Consider the following 21,576-nt stretch of genomic DNA (forward strand, 5'->3'; position numbering starts at 1 on the left):
AACCCGCAACAGGTAAAGGAAGACACCAATGAAGGTGACCCGACGGATCGCGCTGACGCTCGGCGCCGCTGCTCTGCTGGCGACCGGGTGCAGTGGAACAGGGGCGTCCGGAGGCCAGATCACCATCGGCCTCGCGGTGTCCACTCTGAACAACCCGTTCTTCGTGGAACTGCAGCGGGGCGCGCAGGAGATGGCGGACCAGCTCGGCGCCAAGCTGACCGTGGTCGACGCGCAGAACGACGCGACGAACCAGGTCAACCAGGTGCAGACGCTGGTGACGCAGGGCGTCAAGGCGATCATCCTCAACCCGGTCGACTCCAAGCAGTCCGGGCCCGCCGCGAAGGCCGCCGAGACGGCGAACATCCCGCTGATCTCGGTCGACCGCGCCGTCGAGGGCAAGGTCGCCGCCGAGGTCGCGTCGAACAACGTCTCGGGTGGCAGCCTCGCTGCCATCGAGCTCGGCCGCGCCACCTCCGGCGAGGTCGCGCACCTCAAGGGCATCCCGGGCGCCTCGGCGTCGCGTGACCGCGGCCAGGGCTTCGAGCAGGGCCTGAACAGCGGCAACATCAAGGTCGTCGCCTCGGCCGTCGCCGACTTCGACCGCGCCAAGGGCCTCAACGAGACCACGAACCTGCTGCAGGGCCACCCCGGTCTCAAGGGCGTCTTCGCCGAGAACGACGAGATGGCGCTCGGCGCGATCAAGGCCCTCGGCGCCCGTGCGGGCAAGGACGTGCAGGTCGTCGGCTTCGACGGCACGCCGGACGGCCTGAAGGCGATCCAGGACGGCACGCTCGCCGCGACCATCGCGCAGCAGCCGAAGCTCCTCGGTTCCAAGGCCGTCGAGCAGGCCGTGCACGCCGCCAAGGGCGAGCCGGTTCAGCAGGTCGTGGACGTCGAGGTCAAGGTCATCACCGCGAAGAACGTGGCAGAGTTCGTCAAGTGACGCAGACTTTGCTCGTTCTCGGGTCCGCCAACGCCGACCTCGTGGTCGAGGTCGGCAGGCGGCCCGCGGGCGGTGAGACCGTGCTCGGCGGCGACACCGTCGTGCTGCCCGGCGGCAAGGGCGCGAACACCGCCGTTGCCGCCGCACGCGTCGGTGCCTCCGTCGCGTTGGTCGGTGCCGTCGGTGGCGACGGGTACGGCTCGCTGCTGCGCGAGTCGCTCGAGACGTCCGGCGTCGACACCGCGCTGGTGAAGACTTCCTCTCGTCCCACCGGGATCGCGTACATCACCGTGACGCCGGACGGCGAGAACTCCATCGTCGTGTCGCCCGGCGCCAACGCCGACGTGTCACCGTCCGATGTGGACGCTCTGTCGTTCGGCGGCGCGGCCGTGCTGACGTGCTCGCTGGAAGTGCCGCTGGAGACGGTGGTCCACGCGATCGGCGCCGCCTCCCGCGCCGGCGTCGCGACCGTGCTCAACCTGTCGCCGGTCGCGGAACTGCCCGCGGAGACGTTGCGGCAGCTCACCGTGCTGATCGTGAACGAGCACGAGGCCGCACAACTCGCGCCGGACTGGCGTTCCCTGCTCGACCTCGGCCCGAGCTCGGCCATCGTGACTCTGGGCTCGCGCGGCGCCGCCGTGGTGCAGGAGTCCGGCGTCGTCGAGGTGCCGGCGATCGAGGTCGACGAGGTGGTCGACACGACCGGCGCCGGTGACGCGTTCGCCGGTGCGCTGTCCGCGCGGCTGGCCGAGGGCGACGACCTGGTGCAGGCCGCCCGCTACGCCGCGAAGGTCGCCGCGCTGTCCGTCACGAAGGCGGGCGCGCAACCGTCGTACCCGACCTCAGCCGAGGTCGGCTGACCTACGCCCGCACCGCCGCGCGGTCGTCGAACATGTCCTCGTTCGGCAGCGCGTACTCCTCGACGTCCGGTGCCCTGTCCGGCAACGGGTCCGACGGCATCTCCGGCTGCAGCGGCGGGGCGGCGACCTGGGTGAACGGGATCCCGCGCGGCGCCCGGACCTTCTTGCGCGGCTTGTCGGCGTCGTACCGCACGTCCTGGCCGTTGCCGACGATCACGTTGGCCCGCTGCAGGTCGTCCTTCTGGCCGGGGCTCAGCGCCAGGCCGACACCGGGGTTGCCGGTGATCAGGTTGCGGGACACCAGGTTCTTCGTGCTGGCCAGGAGGCTCATGCCGAGCCCGAACGCGCCGTCGGCCTGCTCGGGCGAGAGGGCCTCGTCGTTGTCGGAGACGAGGTTGCCGACCAGGGTGACGTCCTCCTGGCGTTCGGCGGCCGAGGTCATGCCGACCCGGTTGCCGCTGAACCTGTTGCCCAGCACGAACATCCGGCCGGACGCGTTCGTGCCCTGGTAGCCGACGGCGTTGCGTTCGGCGACGTTGCCGCGCACGACGACGTGGCACGGCAGGCACTGGCTGACGGAGAAACCGGCGTCCGCGCTGCCGCTCGCGTAGCTCTGCTCGATCACGCCGTTCTGGGCGTTGTCGGCGTGGACACCGAACCGCGCGTTGTTGCTGGCCGTCACGTAGGAGACGCGGAAGCCGCGTTGCTCGGAGATCAGCACACCGTCCGAGGTGTGGTTGCGGACCGTCAGGTTCTGCACGGACACGTCCGGAGCGGCGACCACGATCCCGGTGGCGCGCTCGGCCTCGCCGTCGATGATCACGCTGCCGCGGCTGGCTCCCCTGATCGTGAGGCCCTTGGTCCTGACCTGCACCGCCTCCTCGTAGACGCCCGGCGACACGACGATGGTCGCGCCCTCCTGAGCCACGTCGACGGCGTCCTGGATGGTGCTCAGCTGCGCCGGGACGTTGATCTCGGGGCCGAGGCCCGGTTGCGCCGACGAGCATCCGGCGACCAGCAAGACTGCGGCGAAGACGTACTGAAGGCGCACGGCTGGCACCGTACTGCTCCGAACGGCCTAGGGTCACATCGCGGTCGGCTGCGCGTGTTAAGCCGTGATGACGAACTGCGCGTTGCTGCGCGTTCCGCCGCTCGATTGGTCACACTGAGCTGTCCCGGGTTTCCCGTCGGAGGGTATGGTCTAGACCATGTCGAGCGCGCGGCTGAGCGGTGTCGGTGTGAGCAGCGGTCGGGCAACCGGCCCCGTGGTGAGGATCGCCGAGGCCCTGCCCGAACCTCCTGCGGGTCAGCGAACAGCGGACACGAAGATGGAGGCCTCCCTCATCCGTCCCGCGACGGAGGTCGTGGCGCAGCGCCTGATGGAGCGCGCGAAGACGGTCGAGGGTGACGCCCGCGCCGTGCTGGAGACGACGGCGGCGATGGCCGGCGACCCGTCCCTGATCAAGGCCGCCGAGAAGCTCGTGGTCGACCAGTCGCTGACCGCCGCCCGTGCCGTGCACGAGGCAGCGCAGAAGTTCATCTCCGCACTCCAGGCCGCCGGTGGCTACATGGCCGAACGGGCCCGCGACGTCCAGGACGTCCGCGACCGCGTCGTGGCCGAGCTCCTCGGCCAGCCCGCGCCGGGAGTCCCCGACCTGGCCTCGCCGTCCGTGCTGGTGGCGCGCGACCTCGCGCCCGCCGACACCGCGGGCCTCGACCCCACGAAGGTCCTCGCCCTGGTCACGGAAGAGGGCGGCCCCACCTCCCACACCGCGATCCTCGCCCGTTCGCTGGGCATCCCGGCCGTCGTCGCGTGCCGCGGCATCCTGGCGTTCGAGGGCACCTCTCTCGACGTCGACGGCGACACGGGCCAGGTCCGCGAGTCGGACGGCAAGGTCCGCGCGGCCGGCACGGCCAAGAAGGCCGAGTGGAACGGCGTCGGTGTGCTCAAGGACGGCCTCCGCGTGAAGGTCCTGGGCAACGTCGGCTCGCCCGCGGACGCCGCCGCCGCTGCCGCCGCGGGTGCGGAGGGCGTGGGCCTCTTCCGCACGGAGTTCTGCTTCCTGGACGCAGCAGAGGAACCGACCGTTGCTGAGCAGACTGCTGCTTATGAGGCTGTGCTGGCGCCGTTCAAGGGCAAGCCGGTTGTGGTGCGCACGCTCGACGCGGGCGCGGACAAGCCGCTGGCGTTTCTGAACCCGGACCCCGAGCCCAACCCGGCCATGGGCGTCCGCGGCCTGCGCGTCGCCTTCGACCGCCCCGAGATCCTCGACCGCCAGCTCGAAGCCATCGCCCTGGCCGCGAAGTCGTCCGGCGCGGACGTCTCGGTGATGGCACCGATGGTCGCCACCGCCGCCGAAGCCGCCTGGTTCGTGGAACGCGCCCGCAAGGCCGGCATCGCCCGCGTCGGTGTGATGGTCGAGGTCCCGTCCGCGGCCTTGTCAGCGAAAGAGATCCTTCAGGTCGTCGACTTCATCTCCATCGGCACCAACGACCTGGCCCAGTACGTCTTCGCCGCCGACCGCCAGCTCGGCGGCGTGGCAGCGCTGAACGACCCGTGGCAGCCGGCACTGCTCCGTCTGATCGCCCTGGTGGGCGAGGCGGCGACCGCCACAGGCAAGCCCGTCGGCGTCTGCGGCGAGGCGGCGGCCGACCCGCTGCTCGCGTGCGTGCTGATCGGCCTCGGCGTCACGTCGCTGTCGATGAACCACACGGCGCTCGCCGGCGTCGGCGCGAAGCTCGCGACGTCCAGCATGGACATCTGCCAGCTCGCGGCCCGAGGCGCTCTGGCCGCGGGCGACCCGGCTTCGGCGAAGCTGGCGGCCCGCGCCCCGCACTAACGCTTCACCCGATCGCGTGATCAACGTGGGGGTGCCGCCCCCGCGTTGTGATCGCATGACCGTGGCCGCAGGTACGAGCGGAGTCACCTCCCAGGGCGCAGGCCCGGCGGAGGTGGGGTCGGGCGGATCGTCGTTGCAGCTCGGCCCGCGCAAAGCCGAAGGCCAGAAGGCGGCACGCAAGGGTGACGCCGACGGTGCCCGGCAGCGCATGGGCATGAGACAGCTGAAACGCACCGCGCGGCAGCAGGCCGAGTGCGTGGCGGTGTCGTTCGGCGAGATCCGCCGCCCACCTCCCCCGCGTCTAGCCGGCCACGGCGGTCACGCGGATCTCGATGCGCATCTTCGGGTGACCGAGGGCGGTGACGCCGCTCTCGGTCCAGATCGGCGCACGATCACCCATGCGCGCACGGAACTGCTCGACCATCACGCGGTTGTGGTCGTCGAACGAGTCGTCACCGAGCACGTGGTACGAGTTCACGTGGACGACGTCGGCCCAGGACGAGCCCGCAGCCACGAGAGTGCGCTCGACGTTGTCGAACGCGCGCACGATCTCGTCCTCGAGCGACTCCGGGAACTCGAACTCGTCGCTCCAGCCGCCCTGACCTGAGGTCTCGACCCGGTCGCCGATGCGCACGGCCTGGCTGTACCGCATGTTCTCCAGCTGCGTCTCGCCGTATCCGGGGGTGGCGAAGAACTCCGGCTTGCTCATGACTTCCTCCTATGACTTCACGCTTGAAGTCAACCGTACACGACTTCAAGCGTGAAGTAAGCTGCGCGGCGTGGAGTGGCTGAACGCGGACGAGAAGGAAGCCTGGACCGGGCTGATCTCGATGGTGCTGCTGCTGCCGGGCCGGCTCGAAGCGCCGTTGCAGCAGGAGTCGGGCCTGAGCCTCTTCGACTACCTGGTGCTCAGTCACGTCTCGGAGGCGCCGGACCGCAGGATCCGCATGAGCGAACTGGCACACCTCGCGAACGGGTCGCTGTCGAGGCTGTCCAACGTGGTCAAGCGCTTCGAGCAACGCGGCTGGGTGGTGCGCTTCCCCGACCCCGACGACGGCCGGTACACCATCGCCTCGCTGACCGACGAGGGCTACGAGGTGGTCAAGGCCGCCGCGCCCACGCACCTGCGCACGGTCCGGCAGTTCGTGCTCGACCCGCTCACCGCCGCCGACCGCCAGGCGTTGGCGCGCATCGCCACCAAGCTGAGCGTGACGATTCCGCCGCCCTAGCTCCGGAGTTCGTCGAGGACCGCCCTGATCAACGGGTGGTCCTCCGAACCCCGGCGCACCGCCGCCACCACCCGCCGCAACGGCGCCACCCCCGCCACCGGCACCCCGCCGACGGCGTTCCGGGGCGCCAGCGCGACCCCCGCACCTGCCGCCACCAGCGCTTCGATCGCGCGGAAGTCGTCAGAGGTGTGCCTGATCCGCGGTGTGAACCCGGCCTGCGCGCACGCCGTCTCGACCACGTCCCGCAGCGGGTTGCCCGGCAGCGTCACGACCCAGTCCTCGTCCGCCAGCTGCCGCAGCTCGACCGGCCCGCCGTTCAGCACGTGCCCCGGCGGCAGCACGACGTCGAAAGGCTCGGTGTAGAGCGGAAACCGGGTGAAGCGGTCCGTCGTGCGGTGTTCCTCGGTGATCGCCACGTCGATCTCGCCGTCCAGCAACAGCCGCACGCTCTCGTGCCCCTCGGCGTCGCGCACGGACAGTTCGATCGACCGTTCCTTCAACGCCGCCAACGCCGGTGCGACGACCTGCGTGATCGCCGACGCGAACGCCGCCACCCCCACCCGGCCCGCGGTGCCGTCGGCCAGAGCGTCCAAAGTGGCCTGTGCGCGTTCCAGTTCGGCGGCGACGACGTGCGCGTGCGTGACGAGCAGCTCGCCCGCCGGCGTCAGCGACACCCGTCGTCCCTTGCGCAGCAGCAACGGATGCCCTGCCTCGGACTCCAGCGCCGCGAGCTGCTGCGACACCGCCGACGGCGTGAGGTGCAATGCGGCGGCTGCGGCCGTCACGGTGCCGTGGTCAGCGAGTGCGCGCAGCACGCGGAGCCGTCGTGGGTCGATCACCGCTCAATGATGGGGGATTCCACTCCGCCGTTCACGGGGACGCCCAGCGGCAGGATCGGCTCGGCGTTCGTCCCCTCCAGCAGGAGGTACCGCTCCTCCGCGATCGACGTCATCGAGGGAAGGCCGTGCTGGGACTTCGTGATGACGTTCCGTTTCAAGATCGGCTTGCCCGTCGCGGGGTTGATGACGAACTGGGTCTCGACGTCGCCGAACTGGAACTGCGGCAGCGCGGGAATCGCCACCCCGACGCCCACCCCCTTGTCGGGCAGGGGCACGCGGTCGAGGTACCGCACCCCGTCGAGCGACTTGAGCAGCTCGAACGCTCCCCGCCGCTGGTCGTCGCGCACGTTGGCGATCATCACCGCCATGACGAGGTCCGCGAGCTCGTAGGCGCCCTTCTCCTCGGGCTGCAGCTTCGCCCTCATGCCCGCAGGGTCCGCGGGCAGGTCGTCGAACGACTCCAGCCGCTCCCAGTAGGCGGACGTCAACGAGAGCCCGCTGACGTAGGACTCCTGCACCGCCGGTGTCATCGGACCGATGCGCACCGACCGGCTGCCGCCGAGCTGGGGCACGACCTCCGGCCGGCCCGCGGCTTCCCACGCGGTGTTGTCGCCCCGCGAGAACGGCTCGACCTTGCCGTCCTTCTGCACCACCGCGATCTCGCGCTTCCCGGCCTGCCACTGATCGGTCCTGGAGTCGAACCGCACGACGTACGGCTTCGTCGGCTCCCCCACGGCCATCAACGACGACTGCTGCCGCAACACCCGCCACCACTGAGACGTGGAGGCCGGCTGCACGGGCTGAGGGGGTGAAGGCAGCAAGACGACCGCGAGCACGATCACGACCCCGATCACCAGCAACGGAGCGAACCGCCGCACGAACTGCCTGCGCACCGGCCTCTCTCGCGGCAACGTGACGATGCGTGCGAGGTCGCGTTCCATGCGGTCGGGGTCGGCCTCAGGTGTCGGTGGCTTGGCCTGCGCCAGGTCTTTCAGGATGTCTTCCACGACGCCCTCGCACGGTCGAAGTTCGGTGTCCAGAGAGCGGCCTGCAACCGCCGACGAGCTCGGTGCAGCCGCACGAAGAACGTCGCGGTCGTGCACCCGAGCACCTGTGCGGCCTCGGCCGCGGCCAGTCCGTGCCACGCGATGAGCGTCAGCACCTCCTGGTCCGCCTCGGACAGGCTCGCGAGGGCAGCCCGGAGTTCGATCACCGCGAAGTCGTCTTCCGCCGGGAAGTCGGTGAGCTCGATGTGCGTCGTCTGCCGACGGGCCGAACGCACCAGGTTGCGGGCGATGCCGAGCAGCCACGGCAGCGCGTTCGACGGCATCTGGTCGAGCCTGCGCCAGGCGACTGTGAAGGTCTCGCTGGTGATGTCCTCCGCGAGCCGAGGCCCCGCGTGGCTCGCCGCATAGGCGAGCACCCGCGGGTAGCACTCGCGGTAGACGCTCGAGAATTCCTCCACGTCAGGTAGTGCGCTGTCCGGGCCGATTCTTACAGCGGAGTGACGCGGGTCACATCGCGGAGGAACGCGGACCACGCCTCGCCCGACACGGGGAGGTGCGTGGCCGGCGCCTTGCTGTCTCGGATGCCGATGCCACGTCCGACCTCGACGCAGTCGCTGGAGTTCGGGCTGTAGGAGCTCTTGCGCCAGGTCGACATGCGGAACGTCTCCTCAGGTCAGGAAGCCGGTGATCAGCTCCTTCGATTCTTCCGGATTCAGAGCTTGATCGTCGAGCCGCTCCACTACGGAGGCGTAGACGGCAAGTGAGGCCGTGTCTTCGAGGATGAGGCCGGAGTTCTCGCCTTCGAGGAAGACCACCGGCTCGAACTTTTCGTAGCCGAGGCGGATGAACGATCCTGAAACGCCGGCGTGCGCGCCGATCGAGGCCGGCACGATTCGCAAGGTGATGTAAGACCGCTGTGCCATCCCCAAAAGGTGGATGTATTGGTCTTTCATCACATCCGGTCCGCCCACGGGGAGGCGGAGAGCGTATTCGTGGATGTAGAAGGCGAACGTGCGGCTCCAGTGAAAGAGCTTGTGGCGTTCGATCTTCGCGGTGATGACTTCCTCGTAGTCGACCGCAGCGGGGTGAACCACTCCGTCGATGGCCGCACGCATGTAGTCGGTGGTCTGGAGGTGACCGGGGACGAGGAGCGACGACCAGACGGTGATCTCGTTGGCCAGGCGTTCCTGTTCGAGCAGCGCCGGTACCTGATCATTTGGGAACTTGAGGTACCCGCGCACCCGAGTCTCGCGGAACAGGGCGAGCAGGCGCTGGACCTCTGGCGGCTTGACGCGGCAGAAGCCGAGCAGCTGCATCAGGTCGGCTTCGGTGACGCCGCCCTTGCCGCGGACCAGGTCGGAGAGTTTGGCTTCGTCCCAGCCGAGTTCTTCGGCGATCTTGCGGTGGGTCAGCCCAGTCGGCTCGATGATCTTGCGAACAGCATCGCCGAACTCGCGTCCCACCACACTGGACTTTCGTCGTGGCATGTCGACGAAACTAGGAGCAAGACCCGTACCGGCTCCATTGTTTCCTCCCGAATGTCACCGAAGGAAGTAGTTTTTGGAGCCGGTACAAGTCCGACCTTCACATCTTTGCGCGTGCAGCGATAAACGCGTCTACAGCGCGGTTAACGTCCTCGGTCGTGTGTGAAGCCGACATCTGCGTGCGGATGCGGGCCTTGCCGTGCGGCACCACGGGGTACGAGAAGCCGATCACGTAAATGCCCTGCTCCAGCAGCAGGTCCGCCAACCGGCCCGCCTCGGCCGCGTCGCCGATCATCACCGGGATGATCGGGTGCTCACCGGGCAGCAGGTCGAAGCCCTCCTCGGTCATCCGCCGGCGGAACAGCTCCGTGTTCTCCCGGAGCCGGACCAGCAGGTCGGACGAGGTGGAGAGCATGTCGAGCGTGGCGATCGCGGCGGCGGTGATCGACGGCGCGAGGGAGTTCGAGAACAGGTACGGGCGCGAGCGCTGGCGCAGCAGTTCGACGATCTCCTTGCGGCCGGACGTGTAGCCGCCGGACGCGCCACCCAGCGCCTTGCCGAGGGTGCCCGTGACGATGTCGACGCGGTCCTGCACGCCGAACAGCTCCGGAGTGCCGCGGCCGGTCGGGCCCGTGAAGCCGACGGCGTGCGAGTCGTCGACCATGACCAGCGCGTTGTAGCGCTCAGCCAGGTCGCAGATCTCGTCCAGCGGCGCGAGGTAGCCGTCCATCGAGAACACGCCGTCGGTGGCGATGAGGCGGTAGCGTGCGTCGGCCGCGTCCTTGAGCTGGCGCTCCAGGTCGTCCATGTCGCGGTTCTTGTAGCGGAACCGACGAGCCTTCGACAGGCGCACGCCGTCGATGATCGACGCGTGGTTCAGCTCGTCGGAGATGATCGCGTCCTCGGCGCCGAGCAGCGTCTCGAACAGGCCGCCGTTCGCGTCGAAGCACGAGCTGTAGAGGATCGTGTCCTCGGTGCCGAGGAACTCGCTGAGCTTGCGCTCCAGTTCCTTGTGCGGCTCCTGGGTGCCGCAGATGAACCGCACCGAGGCCATGCCGAAGCCCCAGTCGTCCAGCGCCTTCTTCGCGGCCTCGATGAGCTGCGGGTGGTCGGCGAGACCGAGGTAGTTGTTGGCGCAGAAGTTCAGCACCTCGTCACCGGAACCCACGCGTACGGAGGCGTTCTGCGGGGTGCCGATCACGCGTTCTGACTTGTAGAGACCGGCCTCCCTGATCTCCTCGATCGTCTTGAGGAGGTCGTTCTTCAGCTCGCCGTACATCAGGCTCCCGTCCAGTCGAGGATGACCTTGCCGCACTTGCCTTCGCGCGCGGTGGCGAACGCCTCCGCGTGCTGCGTGTGGTCGTACCGGTGCGTGATGACCGGCGCGAGGTCGAGGCCGCGCTGCAGCAGCACGGTCATCGAGTACCAGGTCTCGAACATCTCGCGGCCGTAGATCCCCTTGATGTGCAGCATCTTCAGCACGACGCTGCTCCAGTCGACGGAGAACTCGTCCGCGGGCAGCCCCAGCATCGCGATGCGACCGCCGTGCGCCATGTTCGCGATCATGTCCCGCATCGCCACCGGCTTGCCGGACATCTCCATGCCGACGTCGAAGCCCTCGGCCATGCCGAGTTCCCGCTGCGCGTCCGCGATGGTCTTCTCGGAGACGTTCACCGCGAGGTCGACGCCGATCTTGCGGGCCAGGTCGAGGCGGTGCTCGGAGATGTCGGTGATCACGACGTTGCGCGCGCCCGCGTGCTTGGCGACGGCGGCGGCCATGATGCCGATCGGACCGGCGCCCGTGATGATCACGTCCTCGCCGATGACGGGGAAGCTCAGCGCGGTGTGCACGGCGTTGCCGAACGGGTCGAAGATCGCGGCCACGTCCAGGTCGACGGCCGTGCGGTGCACCCACGCGTTCTGCTCGGGCAGCACGACGTACTGCGCGAACGCGCCGTTGGAGTGCACGCCCAGACCGCGCGTGTTGGCGCAGAGGTGGCGGCGGCCGGCCTTGCAGTTGCGGCAGGTCCCGCAGACGAGGTGGCCCTCGCCGCTGACCAGGTCGCCGACCTTGACGCCGGTGACGCTGCCGCCGATCTCGACGACCTCGCCGACGAACTCGTGGCCGAGGACGAGCGGCGCCTTGATGTTCTGCGCGGCCCAGTCGTCCCACGAGTCGATGTGCAGATCGGTGCCGCAGATGCCGGTGCGCAACACCCTGACCAGCACGTCCGTCGGTCCGGGGGTGGGGTCCGGGACGTCGGTCAGTTCGAGGCCAGGCCCTGCGGCGACCTTGACGAGAGCCTTCATGCGGGAAGTTTCACCCTTTGCTGCTTGTGCAGTCCATCAGGACTTTCTGAAGTTCTTGTGCAGCTCAGCTTCATTGGCGATGTTGCGCACCATGCCGCCGAACACGATGCCGTGAAACGGCCAGACGGCCGCCCAGTAGAGGTGTCCGGCGAGCCCTTTGGGCACGAACACGGCGCGTTGGCGGTAAGTGGACCCGTGTCCCTCGTTGGCCGCCACTCGAAGCTCCAGCCACGCCTTGCCCGGCACCTTCATCTCCGCCCGCAAGCGCAGCAACTGCCCGCGTTCGATCTCCTCGACCCGCCAGAAGTCGAGCGCCTCGCCCACGTACAGCCGCTGCGGGTCACGCCGCCCGCGCCGCAGCCCGACGCCTCCGACCAGCCGGTCCATCCAGCCCCGGATCGCCCAGGCCAGCGGGAACGAGTACCAGCCGCGCTCGCCGCCGATGCCCTCGACGACCTCCCACAACCGTTCGGGCGTGGCGTTCGTGCGCCGCTCGCGTTCGTCGGTGTAGACCGAACCGCCGGACCAGCCGGGGTCGGTCGGCAGCGGCTCGCTCGGCGAACCCGGCAGCGTCGCCCCCGACCAGCGCGTCTCCACGTCGGCGTCGCGGATCTTGCTCAACGCCAGTTCGACGGCCTTGTCGTACCCGGTGTTCTCGCCGGGCAGCACCTCGCGGATGTCGTTCTCCCGGCACACCACCTCGTGCACCAGCGACTCGATCAACGGCCTCGCGATCGACTTCGGCACCGGCGTGACGACGTTGACCCAGTGCGACGACAGGCCCGGCGTCAGCAACGGAACCGGCAGCACGCGGCGCTTGGGCAGCCCGGCGACCTCGGCGTACCGCAGCATCATCTGCAGGTACGTCAGCACGTCCGGCCCGCCGATGTCGAACGTCCGGTTCTGGCCTTCGAGGGTCGTGGCCTCGACCAGGTACCGCAGCACGTCCCGCACGGCGATCGGCTGGATCCGGTTGTGCACCCAGCGCGGCGTGACCATCACCGGCAGCCGTTCGGTCAGGTAGCGCAACATCTCGAAGCTCGCCGACCCCGACCCGATGATCACGGCGGCCTGCAGCACCACGGCCTGGACGTCCGAGCGCAGGAAGACCTCGCCGACCTCCTTGCGCGAAGCCAGGTGCGGCGACAGCTCGACACCGGCCGGGTGCAACCCGCCGAGGTAGACGATCCTCCGCACACCGGCCCGTTCGGCAGCCTTCGCCGTGTTCTCCGCGGCCTTGCGATCGGCGTCCGCGAAGTCCTTCGACTGCAGCGAGTGCACGAGGTAGTGGACGACCTCGACGTCCCGCATCGCCTCGTCGAGATCACCGAGCACGTCCCCGCGCACGATCTCGACGTCAGCGGCCCACGGGACGTCGCGCAACTTCTCCGGCGAACGCACGAGGCAGCGGACCTCGTGCCCTTCGGCCAGCAGCCTGGGCACGAGTCGTCCGCCGAGGTACCCGGTCGCGCCGGTCACGAGACACCGCATGCCTCGATCCTGCGGCTTCCGAGGCGTTCGTGCAGATCAGGCCGCGCTCGCGCAGGGGTCCCCCCGGCCTGGGATCCCCTCGCATCCCAACGTACTCAGCGGGTCCGACAAGATCAGCGCTTGCTCCGCTTGATCACCACGGTCCCACCGCGCACCGAGCCCTTGAGCTGGAAGTGCGGGGTGCCCATGGTGGTGTTCTGGACCTTGTCCTTCAGCTCGCCCGCGGTGATCTCGACGGCGTCGGCGTTGACCGACGACCCCGCCGGCACCAGGAGCTTCACCGTGCCCAGCGACACGTCCAGGTCGACGTTGACGACCGGCGGCACCTCGGCGGCGGTGAAGTCGAGGTTCGTGGTGCCGAGGGTGTTGCGGATGACGAGCTCGTTCGGCACGACCCAGTGGCCCTTGCGGGTCGTGGTGCTCATCGTGTTCTTGAGTTCAGTGCGCTCGCGGGCCACTTCGTTGTTGACCATGCCGGGCAGGTCGAGCAGCACCACGTTCAGGTCGGCCCTGGTCTTGGCGCCGAGTGCGGTGTCCGTGCGCACGGTGAACTCGTCGAGCGTGATCATGCCGCGGCCCACCGCCTTGTTCAGGAGGGTGACGACGTGCTCGCGTTCCGCGTCGGACACGCGTAAGTCTCTGGGGTCTGTCATTTCTCTGCCTCCGGTTCGGCGTCGAGACCGTGCTCGATGGCATAACGCGCCAACTCCACCCGGTTGTGCAGTTGAAGTTTGCGCAATGTCGACTGGACGTGGTTTTCGACCGTGCGGTGGGAGATCACCAGGCGGTTCGCGATCTGTCGCGCGGTCAGGCCCTTGGCGACCAGCCGCAGCACCTCGGTCTCCCGGTCGGTGAGCTGAGGCTTCTCCTCCGAGCCGTCGGGCGCGGCGGCCATCCGCCGGTACTCGCCCAGCACCAGGCCCGCGAGCCCGGCCGTGAACACCGCGTCGCCCGCGGCCGTCCGGGACACGGCCTCGACCAGTTCCTCGGAGGACGCGGACTTCACCAGATAACCGGACGCACCCGCCTTCACGGCCTGCAACACGTCGTCGTGCTCACCGGACGCGGACAGCACGAGCACGCGCGTCTCCGGCAGCTCGCTGGTGATCATCGCGGTGGCGTCGACCCCGGAGAGTTCGCCGAGGTTGAGGTCCATCAGGACCACGTTGGGCCGCACGGCCTTCGCGATCCGCACGGCCGAGGGCGCGTCACCCGCGGTCGCCACGACCTCGAAGCCGCGTTCCTGGAGATCGCGCGCCACGCCCTCGCGCCACATCGGGTGGTCGTCCACGACCATCACCGAGACCGTCATCTTGCCGCCCCCTTCCTGAACACCCGAACCTCCCATTCCGTGCCCTCCCCCGGCCCGGTCTGGAGCTCCAGCGTTCCGCCGAGCGACTCCACCCGGCCTTTGATCGACTTCTCGATCCCCATCCTGCCTTCCGCGGCGGCCGAGGCGATCCGGCCTTCGGGGATGCCAGGTCCATCGTCCCTGACGCTCAGCACGATCTCCTCCCCGAGATCCTCCAGCAACACCCAGGCACGCGTTTCCTCGCCGCAGTGCTTGTCCACGTTGGACAGAGCCTCGCGCACCAGCGACGTGAGCTCGCCCGCCGCCGGGGCCTCGAACATCACCTGCGTGGCCGGTGTCGACACCTGGATCCTCGGTGTGGCGAGCATCTGCAGGCCGGGACGCAGGTCGATCTCTCCGGCCACAGTGGAGTCGGCGGGTGCGGCGGCCACCAGGTTCCTCAGCGCCACCTCCTGCTCACCCGCCATCTTGGCCAGTTCGGCGGCCTCGCCGCCGACCTCCAGGCCGCGCTTGCGCACGCGGGCGAGGACCTGCAGCACGCTGTCGTGGATCGACCGGGCAAGCCGCTCCCGTTCGGCCGTCGCGGCTTCGGCCCTCAAAGCCTGTGCGAGGAGCACCGCCGAACGCCGTGCCGTGGCCGACGCCATGCCGACGACCATCCCCGCACCCGCCAGCAACACCACGTCGCGCAGCAGGTCGAGGCTCGGTGAACGGTGGGACAGATAGGTGGAGAGACCGACGGCGAGTCCGCCCGCCAAGCCCGCGTAGGCCCCGCCGAGCGCGCCCAGCGCGACCGCCGGCACACACGCCCAGATCGTCGTGATCAGCGGGACGTGCAGGACCAGCAGCTGGTGGTCGGACATGATCAACGGCGACAGCGACATGAGACCGCAGGTCAGAGCGAGGTCGACCAGCACGATCGGCCACCGCCTGCCCCACGTCGTGCTGTAGGCGCGGCTCGTGAAGACGGACCACAGCGCCATCACCCCGAGAGTGGTCCACGCGAGCCACGGCCGTACGTAACCGGATTGGTTCGCGATGACGTTGGCCGCCGCGAAGAGGAATGTGACTATGCGTAGCGCAATCGTCCCGCGCCACAGGGGCGTGGCGGGGTCGTCGATCACCTTCGTCACACGTTCGGCAGGCTCTTTGGGCACGCTGTGCTCCTTTCGGACACCATCCTGCCGCGTGAACGTGTGCTGGCTAACCCCCAGGTGGCCGTCTTCTGCCGAACGGAGGAATGTGCGACGCTCTCCGGGTTCGGGGGAGGGCGATGCGGGTGCGGGACTGGCCGGTGTGGACTTTGCGGCAGCCTGCGCTCTACTACTGGTTGTTCATCGACATCGCGGCCCTCGCCACCGTCACCTACGCGATCGTTTCCTCGGAAACGCCGTCACCCTCCGAAATCGCCAGGTTCGCCGCGATCGCGGGCACAGCGGGTGCGGTGATCATCGGCAGCACCATCTACAGCCACCGCCTGGGCGAGACCGAGCGCAACCCTTGGGCAGCCCACCTCTGCTACCTGACGGCGGGCATCCTCGCCCTCCCGCCGAACCTGCTGGTGCTGCTCCTCTTCGGCCCGGCCCTGCACTGCCTGCTGGCACAGCGCCCCGAAACCCACCGCTGGCTCTTCACGCTGAGCGCCACCGCGCTGGCCGTCTTCACCACCCGCTACGTCCTCGGCTGGGCCGACCCGCACGCCAACATCGTGATCCTCACCCTGGCCGCGACACTGCTGCTGGTCCTGCGAGCGGCCCTGATCGCACTGGGCCTGAAACTGCGCAGCCCGTCCGCCACCTTCGAGGAGAACGTCGGCGAACCCATCGACGCCATCCTCGGCGTAGTCGCCGTGTCGATCGGCGGCCTCATGGGCTGCGTGGCGGAGTCGAACGCCGTCCACGTCCTCATCGCCGGCCCGTCCCTGGCCCTGCTGGAACGAGCGGCCCAACTCCCCCAATGGCGCCGCTCCGCCCAGCGCGACGCCAAGACCGGCCTCGCCAACGCGGTGCACTGGGACACGCGCGCCCGCTACGAACTGACCAAGGGCGCGAGCCGAACCCGCCCGATGGCCGTCATGCTCCTGGACCTGGACCACTTCAAGAGGGTCAACGACGAGGTCGGCCACCTGGCAGGCGACGCGGCCCTGGCCGCGATCTCGTTGCTCCTGCGCGGCACCGTCCGCCGAGGAGACCTCGTCGGCCGGTTCGGCGGCGAGGAGTTCGTGGTGCTCCTGCCCGAGGCCACGCCCGACGAGGCCGAGTTCGTCGCCGAACGCGTCCGCAAGGCCGTGGCAGCACTTCGCGTGCCCACCATGGCCACGGACGGCAAGCCGCACGAGCTGCACGGCCTGACTGTGTCCATAGGGGTGTCGACGACGACTCGGTTCGGGTACGAGCTGCCGGACCTGTTGGTGGCAGCCGATGCGGCGTTGCTGGCGGCCAAGGCTTATGGCCGGAACCTCGTGTCGATGGCCTAGCGAACTGCCAAACTCGCTCCCATGGGGGAGAACTTCGCGCAGCCGCACGCGGTCATACGCGTCCACCGCCCGGCCGCCGCGTGGCGCGACCTGGTCCGCAAGTACTGGATCGAGATCAACGGCGTCCGAGCCGGCCAGATCGGCAACGACCAGCAGCTCGACTTCCCGGTCCCACCAGGCGTGTACGACGTCCGTGCCGCGATCGACTGGAGCGGCAGCCGGGTCGTGCGTGTCGAATTGGCCCCAGGCCAGACGGCCGACCTGACCGTCGAGCCCGCCGGTAGCTCCTTCCAGTTCTGGCAGGCGTTCACCAGGCAGGGCTACCTGAGACTCACCAGGACTTAGAGCTCTTTGACCCGTTCGCTCTTGTCGTCCTTCGGCGCAGTGTCCTGAGGATTGAGCACGTCCACCTTCTCCGGGTTCTGCGCAGCGTCCGAATCGGACAACAGCGACCGGATCCCGGAGTTCAGCACCGCCAGCAACGGCACGGCCAGCAACGCCCCGGCGATGCCACCGGTGACCAACCCGCCGGCGATCGCCAGAATCACGGCCAACGGGTGCAACTTCACCGCACGCCCCAGCAACAGCGGCTGCAGAACGTGCGACTCCAGCTGCATCACACCGATGAGCACCGCCAGCACGACCAAAGCAGCAATGGGCCCATTGGTCACCAACGCGATCAACACCGCCACGGCACCGGTGAACACTGCACCGATGATGGGGATGAACGCACCGAGGAACACCAACGCGGACAGCGGCACCACGAGCGGCACACCGATGATCGCCAGACCGACACCAACGCCGACGGCGTCCACGATCGCGACCACGGCGGTAGCGCGCACATAGGAAACGAGAGAGCCGAACCCGCGCCGCCCCGCCACGTCGACACGCTGACGCACGTCCCGAGGCACCGCGCGAGTGACGAAACGCCAGATGCCGTCACCGTCGTGCAAGAAGAAGATCAGCGTGAACAGCGCCAGCAGCAGCCCGGTCAGCAACTCGCCCAAGGTCGCAGCGGTCGTCAGAGCACCGGACGTGATCTCCGCCTGGTTCTCCTTGATCGTCTTCACGATCTCGTTGACGTAGTTCTGCAGCTGCTGGTCCGACAGGTGCGCGGGCCCGTCCTTCAGCCACGTCTGGATCGTGTCGAGCGACGCCGCCACCTGTGACTGCAGTTCGGGCAGGCCACGGGAGAACTCGCTGATCACGAACGTCAGCACGCCGCCGAGGACGCCGATGCCGATGATCATCATCACGGTCACCGCCACACCGCGCGGCACCCGCCACTCGACGAGCTTCGAGACGCCGGGCGAGAGCAGTGCGGCGAGCAGCAGCGCGATAGCGACGGGGATCACTATCGACGCGAGGAAGCCGAACACGTAGGCGACCACGTACAACGCGGCCACCACGACGACGAACCGCCAGCTCAGCGCGGCACTCACGCGCAGCAGCTTCGGAACGCGCCCGCTGATCTCCGACTCCGGCGTGCTCATGGGCCTCACGTTAACTGTTCAGACCCTCGCCAAGGTGCAACCCGAGCGGGGATGATCCGATTCGTCAGGGGGAGGACGAACGTGATCAAGCCCGAAGACTTGACCGAGCTCGAACGCCAGGTCGCCGGGGCCTATGCGGGTGGCACCGAGATCGACCTGACCGGGCAGAGCGTGCGCGGCGAGGTGCTCACCGGTCTGCTGACCGGCTTGTACCGGGTGCCGCGCAAGGGACTACCCGCTCTGCGCCTCCGCAACGCGCGGATCACCGGCATGTTCGAACTGGAGGGCACCCGCGTCACGCGGGTCATCGATCTCACCCACTGCACCTTCGAGGAGTCGCTCGACCTCCGCATGGCCCGCCTCATCGGCCTGCGGTTGCGCGGCACCCGCGTTCCCGGGCTCCAGGGTCGCAACCTCAGGGTCTTCAGCGACCTGGTCCTCGAGGCCGGCTTCACCTGCACCGGCACCGTCGACCTCACCGACGCCGCGGTGGACGGGACGCTCCGCCTCGCCGGCGCGGTGCTGCGTTCGGCCACCGACCACGCGCTGCTCGGCGCCCGGATCAGGGTCAGCGGTTCGATCCAGGCCATCGCGATGCGCGCGAACGGCGAGGTGCGGTTCCGCGGTGCGGCGATCGGCGGCAGCGTCCACCTCGGCGGCGCGCGGCTGCTCAACACCGGCAAGGACGCGCTCGACGCGTCCGGGATCGTCGTCGCGGGCAACGTCTTCTGCAACGCCGAGGGCGGTCGCTTCACCGCAGACGGCCGCGTGCTGTTCGACGGTGCGCGCGTCAACGGGAACGTCGAGTTCACCGGCGCCCGCCTCAACTCCGCCCACCGCGTCGACAACCAGGTGCTGGTCCTGCCGCACGGATCGGCGGACGAGGCCGCGACGCTCGTGGCCGACCGCATCCGGGTCGAGGGCAACGTCGAGCTCGACGACGGTTTCACCAGCGAGGGCACGGTCCGGCTGCCGAACGCGAGCATCGGCGGCTACCTCCGGCTGTCCGGCGCGGTGATCGGGCCGCGCGAGATCGCAGAAGAGCTCGCCGGCGACGTCACGAACCGCATCCCGGTCGCCCTGCACGCCGACGGCATGCAGGTCCGCGGCGACGTCGAGGCCCGCAGTGCCGTCAACGGCGCGGGCATCCGGTCCCAGGCACTCCACACCTACGGCCAGGTCCGGCTGTCCAACGCCACCATCCACGGCAGCGCCAGCATGTCCGGCGTCTCGTTGCACGGACCGGGCATCGACGTCCTGTTCGCCGACCGCCTCCAGGTCGGCGGCACGCTCTTCCTGCGCGAGCTGAAGGCCAAGGGCTCGGTCCGCCTGCAGAACGCGAACATCGGCTCCACGCTCGACCTCTCCGGCGCCGAGCTCACCCTCCCGAGGCTCCGCGGCAACGGCACGCAGAAGCCGTCACTGGACGCCCGCGCCATCACGATCGGCAAGGACCTCCTGTGCAGCCGCGGGTTCACCGCGGTCGGCGGCGTGCGCATCCGGCTGGGCGAGGTCGGCAAGATGGCGACGTTCAGCGACTCGCACCTCGGCTCGACCGCCGCGGACATCGCGCTCAACGCCTACGGCCTGACCGTGCACCAGTTCCGCCTGCACATCCCCGCGGGCCAGCAGCCCAAGGGGAAGATAGTGCTGAGCCGCCTGAAAGCGGTGTCGGTGACCGACGGGCCGGGGCTGTGGGACGCCGAGGGCGGCGTCGCCGTGGACGACTTCGAGTTCGCCGGCATCACCGCCGACCCGGACGTGCCGGTGCAGACGCGGCTGAAGTGGCTGCTCAAGGTGCAGCCGGACTTCGCACCCGGACCGTACGAACAGCTCGCCGCCGTCTACCAGCAGGGTGGCGAGGAGGAGCTCGCGCAGAAGGTCCAGCTGGAGAAGCAGCGCCGCCGCTACTCCGAGCTCGGCCGCGCCGGCCGGGTCTGGGGCGTCGTGCAGCGGTGGACGGTCGGCTACGGCTACCGGCCGTGGCTCGCGATCTGCTGGCTCGCCGTGTTCTGGCTGTTCGGGGCGCTGTGGTTCACCTGGCACCCGATGGTCAAGCTCAACAAGGACGAGGACCCGGTGTGGAACGCCGCGCTGCTCGCCCTCGACCTCCTGATCCCGATCATCGACTTCGGCCACGACGGCAAGTGGCAGTTCACCGGTGCGTCGCAATGGATATCTTCGCTGCTCGTGGCCGTGGGCTGGGTGCTCGCGTCGACCGCGGCAGCCGGTGCGGCGCGTGTGCTGAAACGGGTGTGAGCCAAGGGAAGCCGTTCACACGATGTGGTTAACCGAGCGCCGGAAGCGTGCATTCGGAGTGGATGGACTGGCAGAGTCGCCGACGTCGACTTGATCAGTTGATCGTCGGCGATTCCCTTGAGCGCCACCGAGTAGCGAGGTTTCCTGCGTTGTTCTCCACTGAGCTGCGAGCGAAGACGGGAGCGAACGGCATGCGCCGGTTCGCCACCCGAGCGCTGCTCGCCGTCGGTGGAGCGATCGCGGGAACCGCCGTTGCCTGGGCGCTCGCCACGACGACGGCCAACGCGGCCGACATCGTGCCCGCTGCCGACGCGCAGCAGTTCGACGTCGTCAGCACGATCGTCGCCAAGACGGACGAGAAGCTGCCGGTCGCCGTTCCCGCTGCCAAGGCAGTGCACAAGATCGACGAGACCTTGCGCGCCGAGCAGGAGAAGGCTCGCGCCGCTCTGCCGGACGTGCAGGTCTCCCAGGCGGTCGAGCAGATCGCCGCACGAATCCTGCCGCAGGTCACCAGGATCGGTCAGTCCAGCAGCCCCGCCAGTGAGCGGGCCATGGACGTGACGTTCCCGGAGATCCCGGCCCCCGCCACCGATGCCGGACAGTCGCCGGCACCGGTGGTCTCGCAGTTCACCGGCGCGTCCGGTGGCAGCTGGACGGACCTGTTGGAGCACAACGACTTCGTCGTGCCCTCCGAGCAGCGTCCGTCCCTGCCCAGCACCCCGTTCCCGAAGCTGCCCGTCCCGGCCCCCGCGCCGGTGCAGTGTGCTTCCTGCAACGACGGTTCTGGTTCTGCCAAGGGCAGCATGATGGCTGTCCCCGCTGCACCCGGTGACGCTCACGGCATCTCGTCGACGCGCGCTCTCGCGCCGTCCACTGACGAGGTCACCGTGACGCCGGGCAAGCAGCCCGGTATCAACCCCGACTGATTCAAGCGCGCGGTCCGCGGCAGCCTTCCTCCCCTGGCTGTCCGGAAGTCGACCGTCGCGCTTTTTTCTTGCGCTCATACAGGTCGATCACCGCGTGCGACTCCCCC

The 21,576-nt window shown here is 69.0% G+C and carries 22 protein-coding genes; 8 read left to right on the forward strand and 14 right to left on the reverse strand.

Annotated features, from left to right (window positions below):
- The first annotated feature begins 28 nt into the window (after positions 1 to 28).
- Together DFR72_RS46060 and DFR72_RS39950 are read left to right on the forward strand one after the other, a co-directional pair.
- Complete coding sequence (locus DFR72_RS46060; protein WP_170176615.1) at positions 29 to 943, forward strand: substrate-binding domain-containing protein; 915 nt, start codon at positions 29 to 31, stop codon at positions 941 to 943.
- Positions 940 to 1,803, forward strand: a complete 864-nt coding sequence (locus DFR72_RS39950; protein ID WP_090071965.1) for a ribokinase — start codon at positions 940 to 942, stop codon at positions 1,801 to 1,803. The genes DFR72_RS46060 and DFR72_RS39950 overlap by 4 nt, the downstream gene beginning before the upstream one ends.
- Before the next feature lies 1 nt (position 1,804).
- Here the strand turns inward: DFR72_RS39950 and DFR72_RS39955 are convergent, their stop codons facing one another.
- Positions 1,805 to 2,854, reverse strand: coding sequence for a right-handed parallel beta-helix repeat-containing protein (locus DFR72_RS39955; protein ID WP_090071964.1), 1,050 nt, complete (start codon positions 2,852 to 2,854; stop codon positions 1,805 to 1,807).
- 157 nt (positions 2,855 to 3,011) lie between these two features.
- Between DFR72_RS39955 and ptsP the strand changes: the two genes are divergently transcribed.
- A complete protein-coding gene (ptsP, locus tag DFR72_RS39960) occupies positions 3,012 to 4,643 on the forward strand; it encodes a phosphoenolpyruvate--protein phosphotransferase (protein ID WP_090071963.1) in 1,632 nt (543 codons plus the stop codon).
- 301 nt (positions 4,644 to 4,944) lie between these two features.
- On the opposite strand, the gene DFR72_RS39965 is transcribed toward ptsP, so the two are convergent.
- The gene (locus DFR72_RS39965; protein WP_090071962.1) at positions 4,945 to 5,352 is read right to left on the reverse strand and encodes a Rid family hydrolase; all 408 of its coding nucleotides are present in this window, start codon (positions 5,350 to 5,352) and stop codon (positions 4,945 to 4,947) included.
- Between the two features lie 121 nt (positions 5,353 to 5,473).
- Here DFR72_RS39965 and DFR72_RS39970 point away from each other — a divergent pair, with 121 nt between their 5' ends.
- Positions 5,474 to 5,872 (forward strand): MarR family winged helix-turn-helix transcriptional regulator, encoded by a 399-nt coding sequence (locus DFR72_RS39970; RefSeq protein ID WP_090072233.1) that lies wholly within the window; start codon positions 5,474 to 5,476, stop codon positions 5,870 to 5,872.
- On the opposite strand, the gene DFR72_RS39975 is transcribed toward DFR72_RS39970, so the two are convergent.
- From DFR72_RS39975 to macS, 11 genes are all read right to left on the reverse strand, one after another.
- Positions 5,869 to 6,711 carry a LysR family transcriptional regulator gene (locus tag DFR72_RS39975; RefSeq protein ID WP_090071961.1) on the reverse strand — a complete coding sequence of 281 codons (843 nt, stop codon included), beginning with the start codon at positions 6,709 to 6,711 and terminating at the stop codon, positions 5,869 to 5,871. The genes DFR72_RS39970 and DFR72_RS39975 overlap by 4 nt on opposite strands.
- Positions 6,708 to 7,718 carry a hypothetical protein gene (locus DFR72_RS39980; protein ID WP_090071959.1) on the reverse strand — a complete coding sequence of 337 codons (1,011 nt, stop codon included), beginning with the start codon at positions 7,716 to 7,718 and terminating at the stop codon, positions 6,708 to 6,710. Before DFR72_RS39980 ends, DFR72_RS39975 begins: the two co-directional genes overlap by 4 nt.
- Complete coding sequence (locus DFR72_RS39985; protein ID WP_090071957.1) at positions 7,703 to 8,176, reverse strand: RNA polymerase sigma factor; 474 nt, start codon at positions 8,174 to 8,176, stop codon at positions 7,703 to 7,705. Before DFR72_RS39985 ends, DFR72_RS39980 begins: the two co-directional genes overlap by 16 nt.
- Positions 8,177 to 8,205: 29 nt before the next feature.
- Positions 8,206 to 8,373 (reverse strand): DUF397 domain-containing protein, encoded by a 168-nt coding sequence (locus DFR72_RS39990; protein WP_090071955.1) that lies wholly within the window; start codon positions 8,371 to 8,373, stop codon positions 8,206 to 8,208.
- 13 nt (positions 8,374 to 8,386) lie between these two features.
- Positions 8,387 to 9,205 carry a helix-turn-helix domain-containing protein gene (locus tag DFR72_RS39995; protein WP_114773947.1) on the reverse strand — a complete coding sequence of 273 codons (819 nt, stop codon included), beginning with the start codon at positions 9,203 to 9,205 and terminating at the stop codon, positions 8,387 to 8,389.
- 97 nt (positions 9,206 to 9,302) lie between these two features.
- Entirely contained in the window at positions 9,303 to 10,481 is a 1,179-nt protein-coding gene (locus DFR72_RS40000; protein ID WP_090071952.1) for a glycine C-acetyltransferase, read from the reverse strand.
- Entirely contained in the window at positions 10,481 to 11,512 is a 1,032-nt protein-coding gene (gene tdh, locus DFR72_RS40005; RefSeq protein ID WP_090071950.1) for an L-threonine 3-dehydrogenase, read from the reverse strand. Before tdh ends, DFR72_RS40000 begins: the two co-directional genes overlap by 1 nt.
- Before the next feature lie 36 nt (positions 11,513 to 11,548).
- A complete protein-coding gene (locus DFR72_RS40010; protein WP_090071948.1) occupies positions 11,549 to 13,003 on the reverse strand; it encodes an SDR family oxidoreductase in 1,455 nt (484 codons plus the stop codon).
- A 113-nt stretch (positions 13,004 to 13,116) separates the two neighbouring features.
- The gene (locus tag DFR72_RS40015) at positions 13,117 to 13,656 is read right to left on the reverse strand and encodes a DUF1707 SHOCT-like domain-containing protein (protein ID WP_090071945.1); all 540 of its coding nucleotides are present in this window, start codon (positions 13,654 to 13,656) and stop codon (positions 13,117 to 13,119) included.
- A complete protein-coding gene (locus DFR72_RS40020) occupies positions 13,653 to 14,315 on the reverse strand; it encodes a response regulator (RefSeq protein ID WP_090071943.1) in 663 nt (220 codons plus the stop codon). Before DFR72_RS40020 ends, DFR72_RS40015 begins: the two co-directional genes overlap by 4 nt.
- Positions 14,312 to 15,472: a MacS family sensor histidine kinase gene (macS, locus tag DFR72_RS40025; RefSeq protein WP_245983849.1), complete on the reverse strand. Its 1,161-nt coding sequence runs from the start codon at positions 15,470 to 15,472 to the stop codon at positions 14,312 to 14,314. Before macS ends, DFR72_RS40020 begins: the two co-directional genes overlap by 4 nt.
- A 116-nt stretch (positions 15,473 to 15,588) precedes the next feature.
- Between macS and DFR72_RS40030 the strand changes: the two genes are divergently transcribed.
- Both DFR72_RS40030 and DFR72_RS40035 read left to right on the forward strand, forming a co-directional pair.
- The gene (locus DFR72_RS40030) at positions 15,589 to 16,791 is read left to right on the forward strand and encodes a GGDEF domain-containing protein (RefSeq protein WP_342768718.1); all 1,203 of its coding nucleotides are present in this window, start codon (positions 15,589 to 15,591) and stop codon (positions 16,789 to 16,791) included.
- Positions 16,792 to 16,812: 21 nt separating this feature from the next.
- Positions 16,813 to 17,136, forward strand: coding sequence for a hypothetical protein (locus DFR72_RS40035; protein ID WP_090071938.1), 324 nt, complete (start codon positions 16,813 to 16,815; stop codon positions 17,134 to 17,136).
- On the opposite strand, the gene DFR72_RS40040 is transcribed toward DFR72_RS40035, so the two are convergent.
- Entirely contained in the window at positions 17,133 to 18,284 is a 1,152-nt protein-coding gene (locus DFR72_RS40040; RefSeq protein WP_090071936.1) for an AI-2E family transporter, read from the reverse strand. The genes DFR72_RS40035 and DFR72_RS40040 overlap by 4 nt on opposite strands.
- Before the next feature lie 81 nt (positions 18,285 to 18,365).
- On the opposite strand from DFR72_RS40040, the gene DFR72_RS40045 reads away from it, so the two are divergent.
- Entirely contained in the window at positions 18,366 to 20,543 is a 2,178-nt protein-coding gene (locus DFR72_RS40045; protein WP_245983850.1) for a translocation/assembly module TamB, read from the forward strand.
- Positions 20,544 to 20,692: 149 nt separating this feature from the next.
- Complete coding sequence (locus DFR72_RS40050) at positions 20,693 to 21,469, forward strand: hypothetical protein (RefSeq protein WP_090071934.1); 777 nt, start codon at positions 20,693 to 20,695, stop codon at positions 21,467 to 21,469.
- The last annotated feature ends 107 nt before the right edge of the window (positions 21,470 to 21,576 follow it).

Origin of the sequence: Lentzea flaviverrucosa (genome assembly GCF_003350445.1) — a bacterium.
Taxonomy (GTDB): Bacteria; Actinomycetota; Actinomycetes; order Mycobacteriales; family Pseudonocardiaceae; genus Lentzea; species Lentzea californiensis.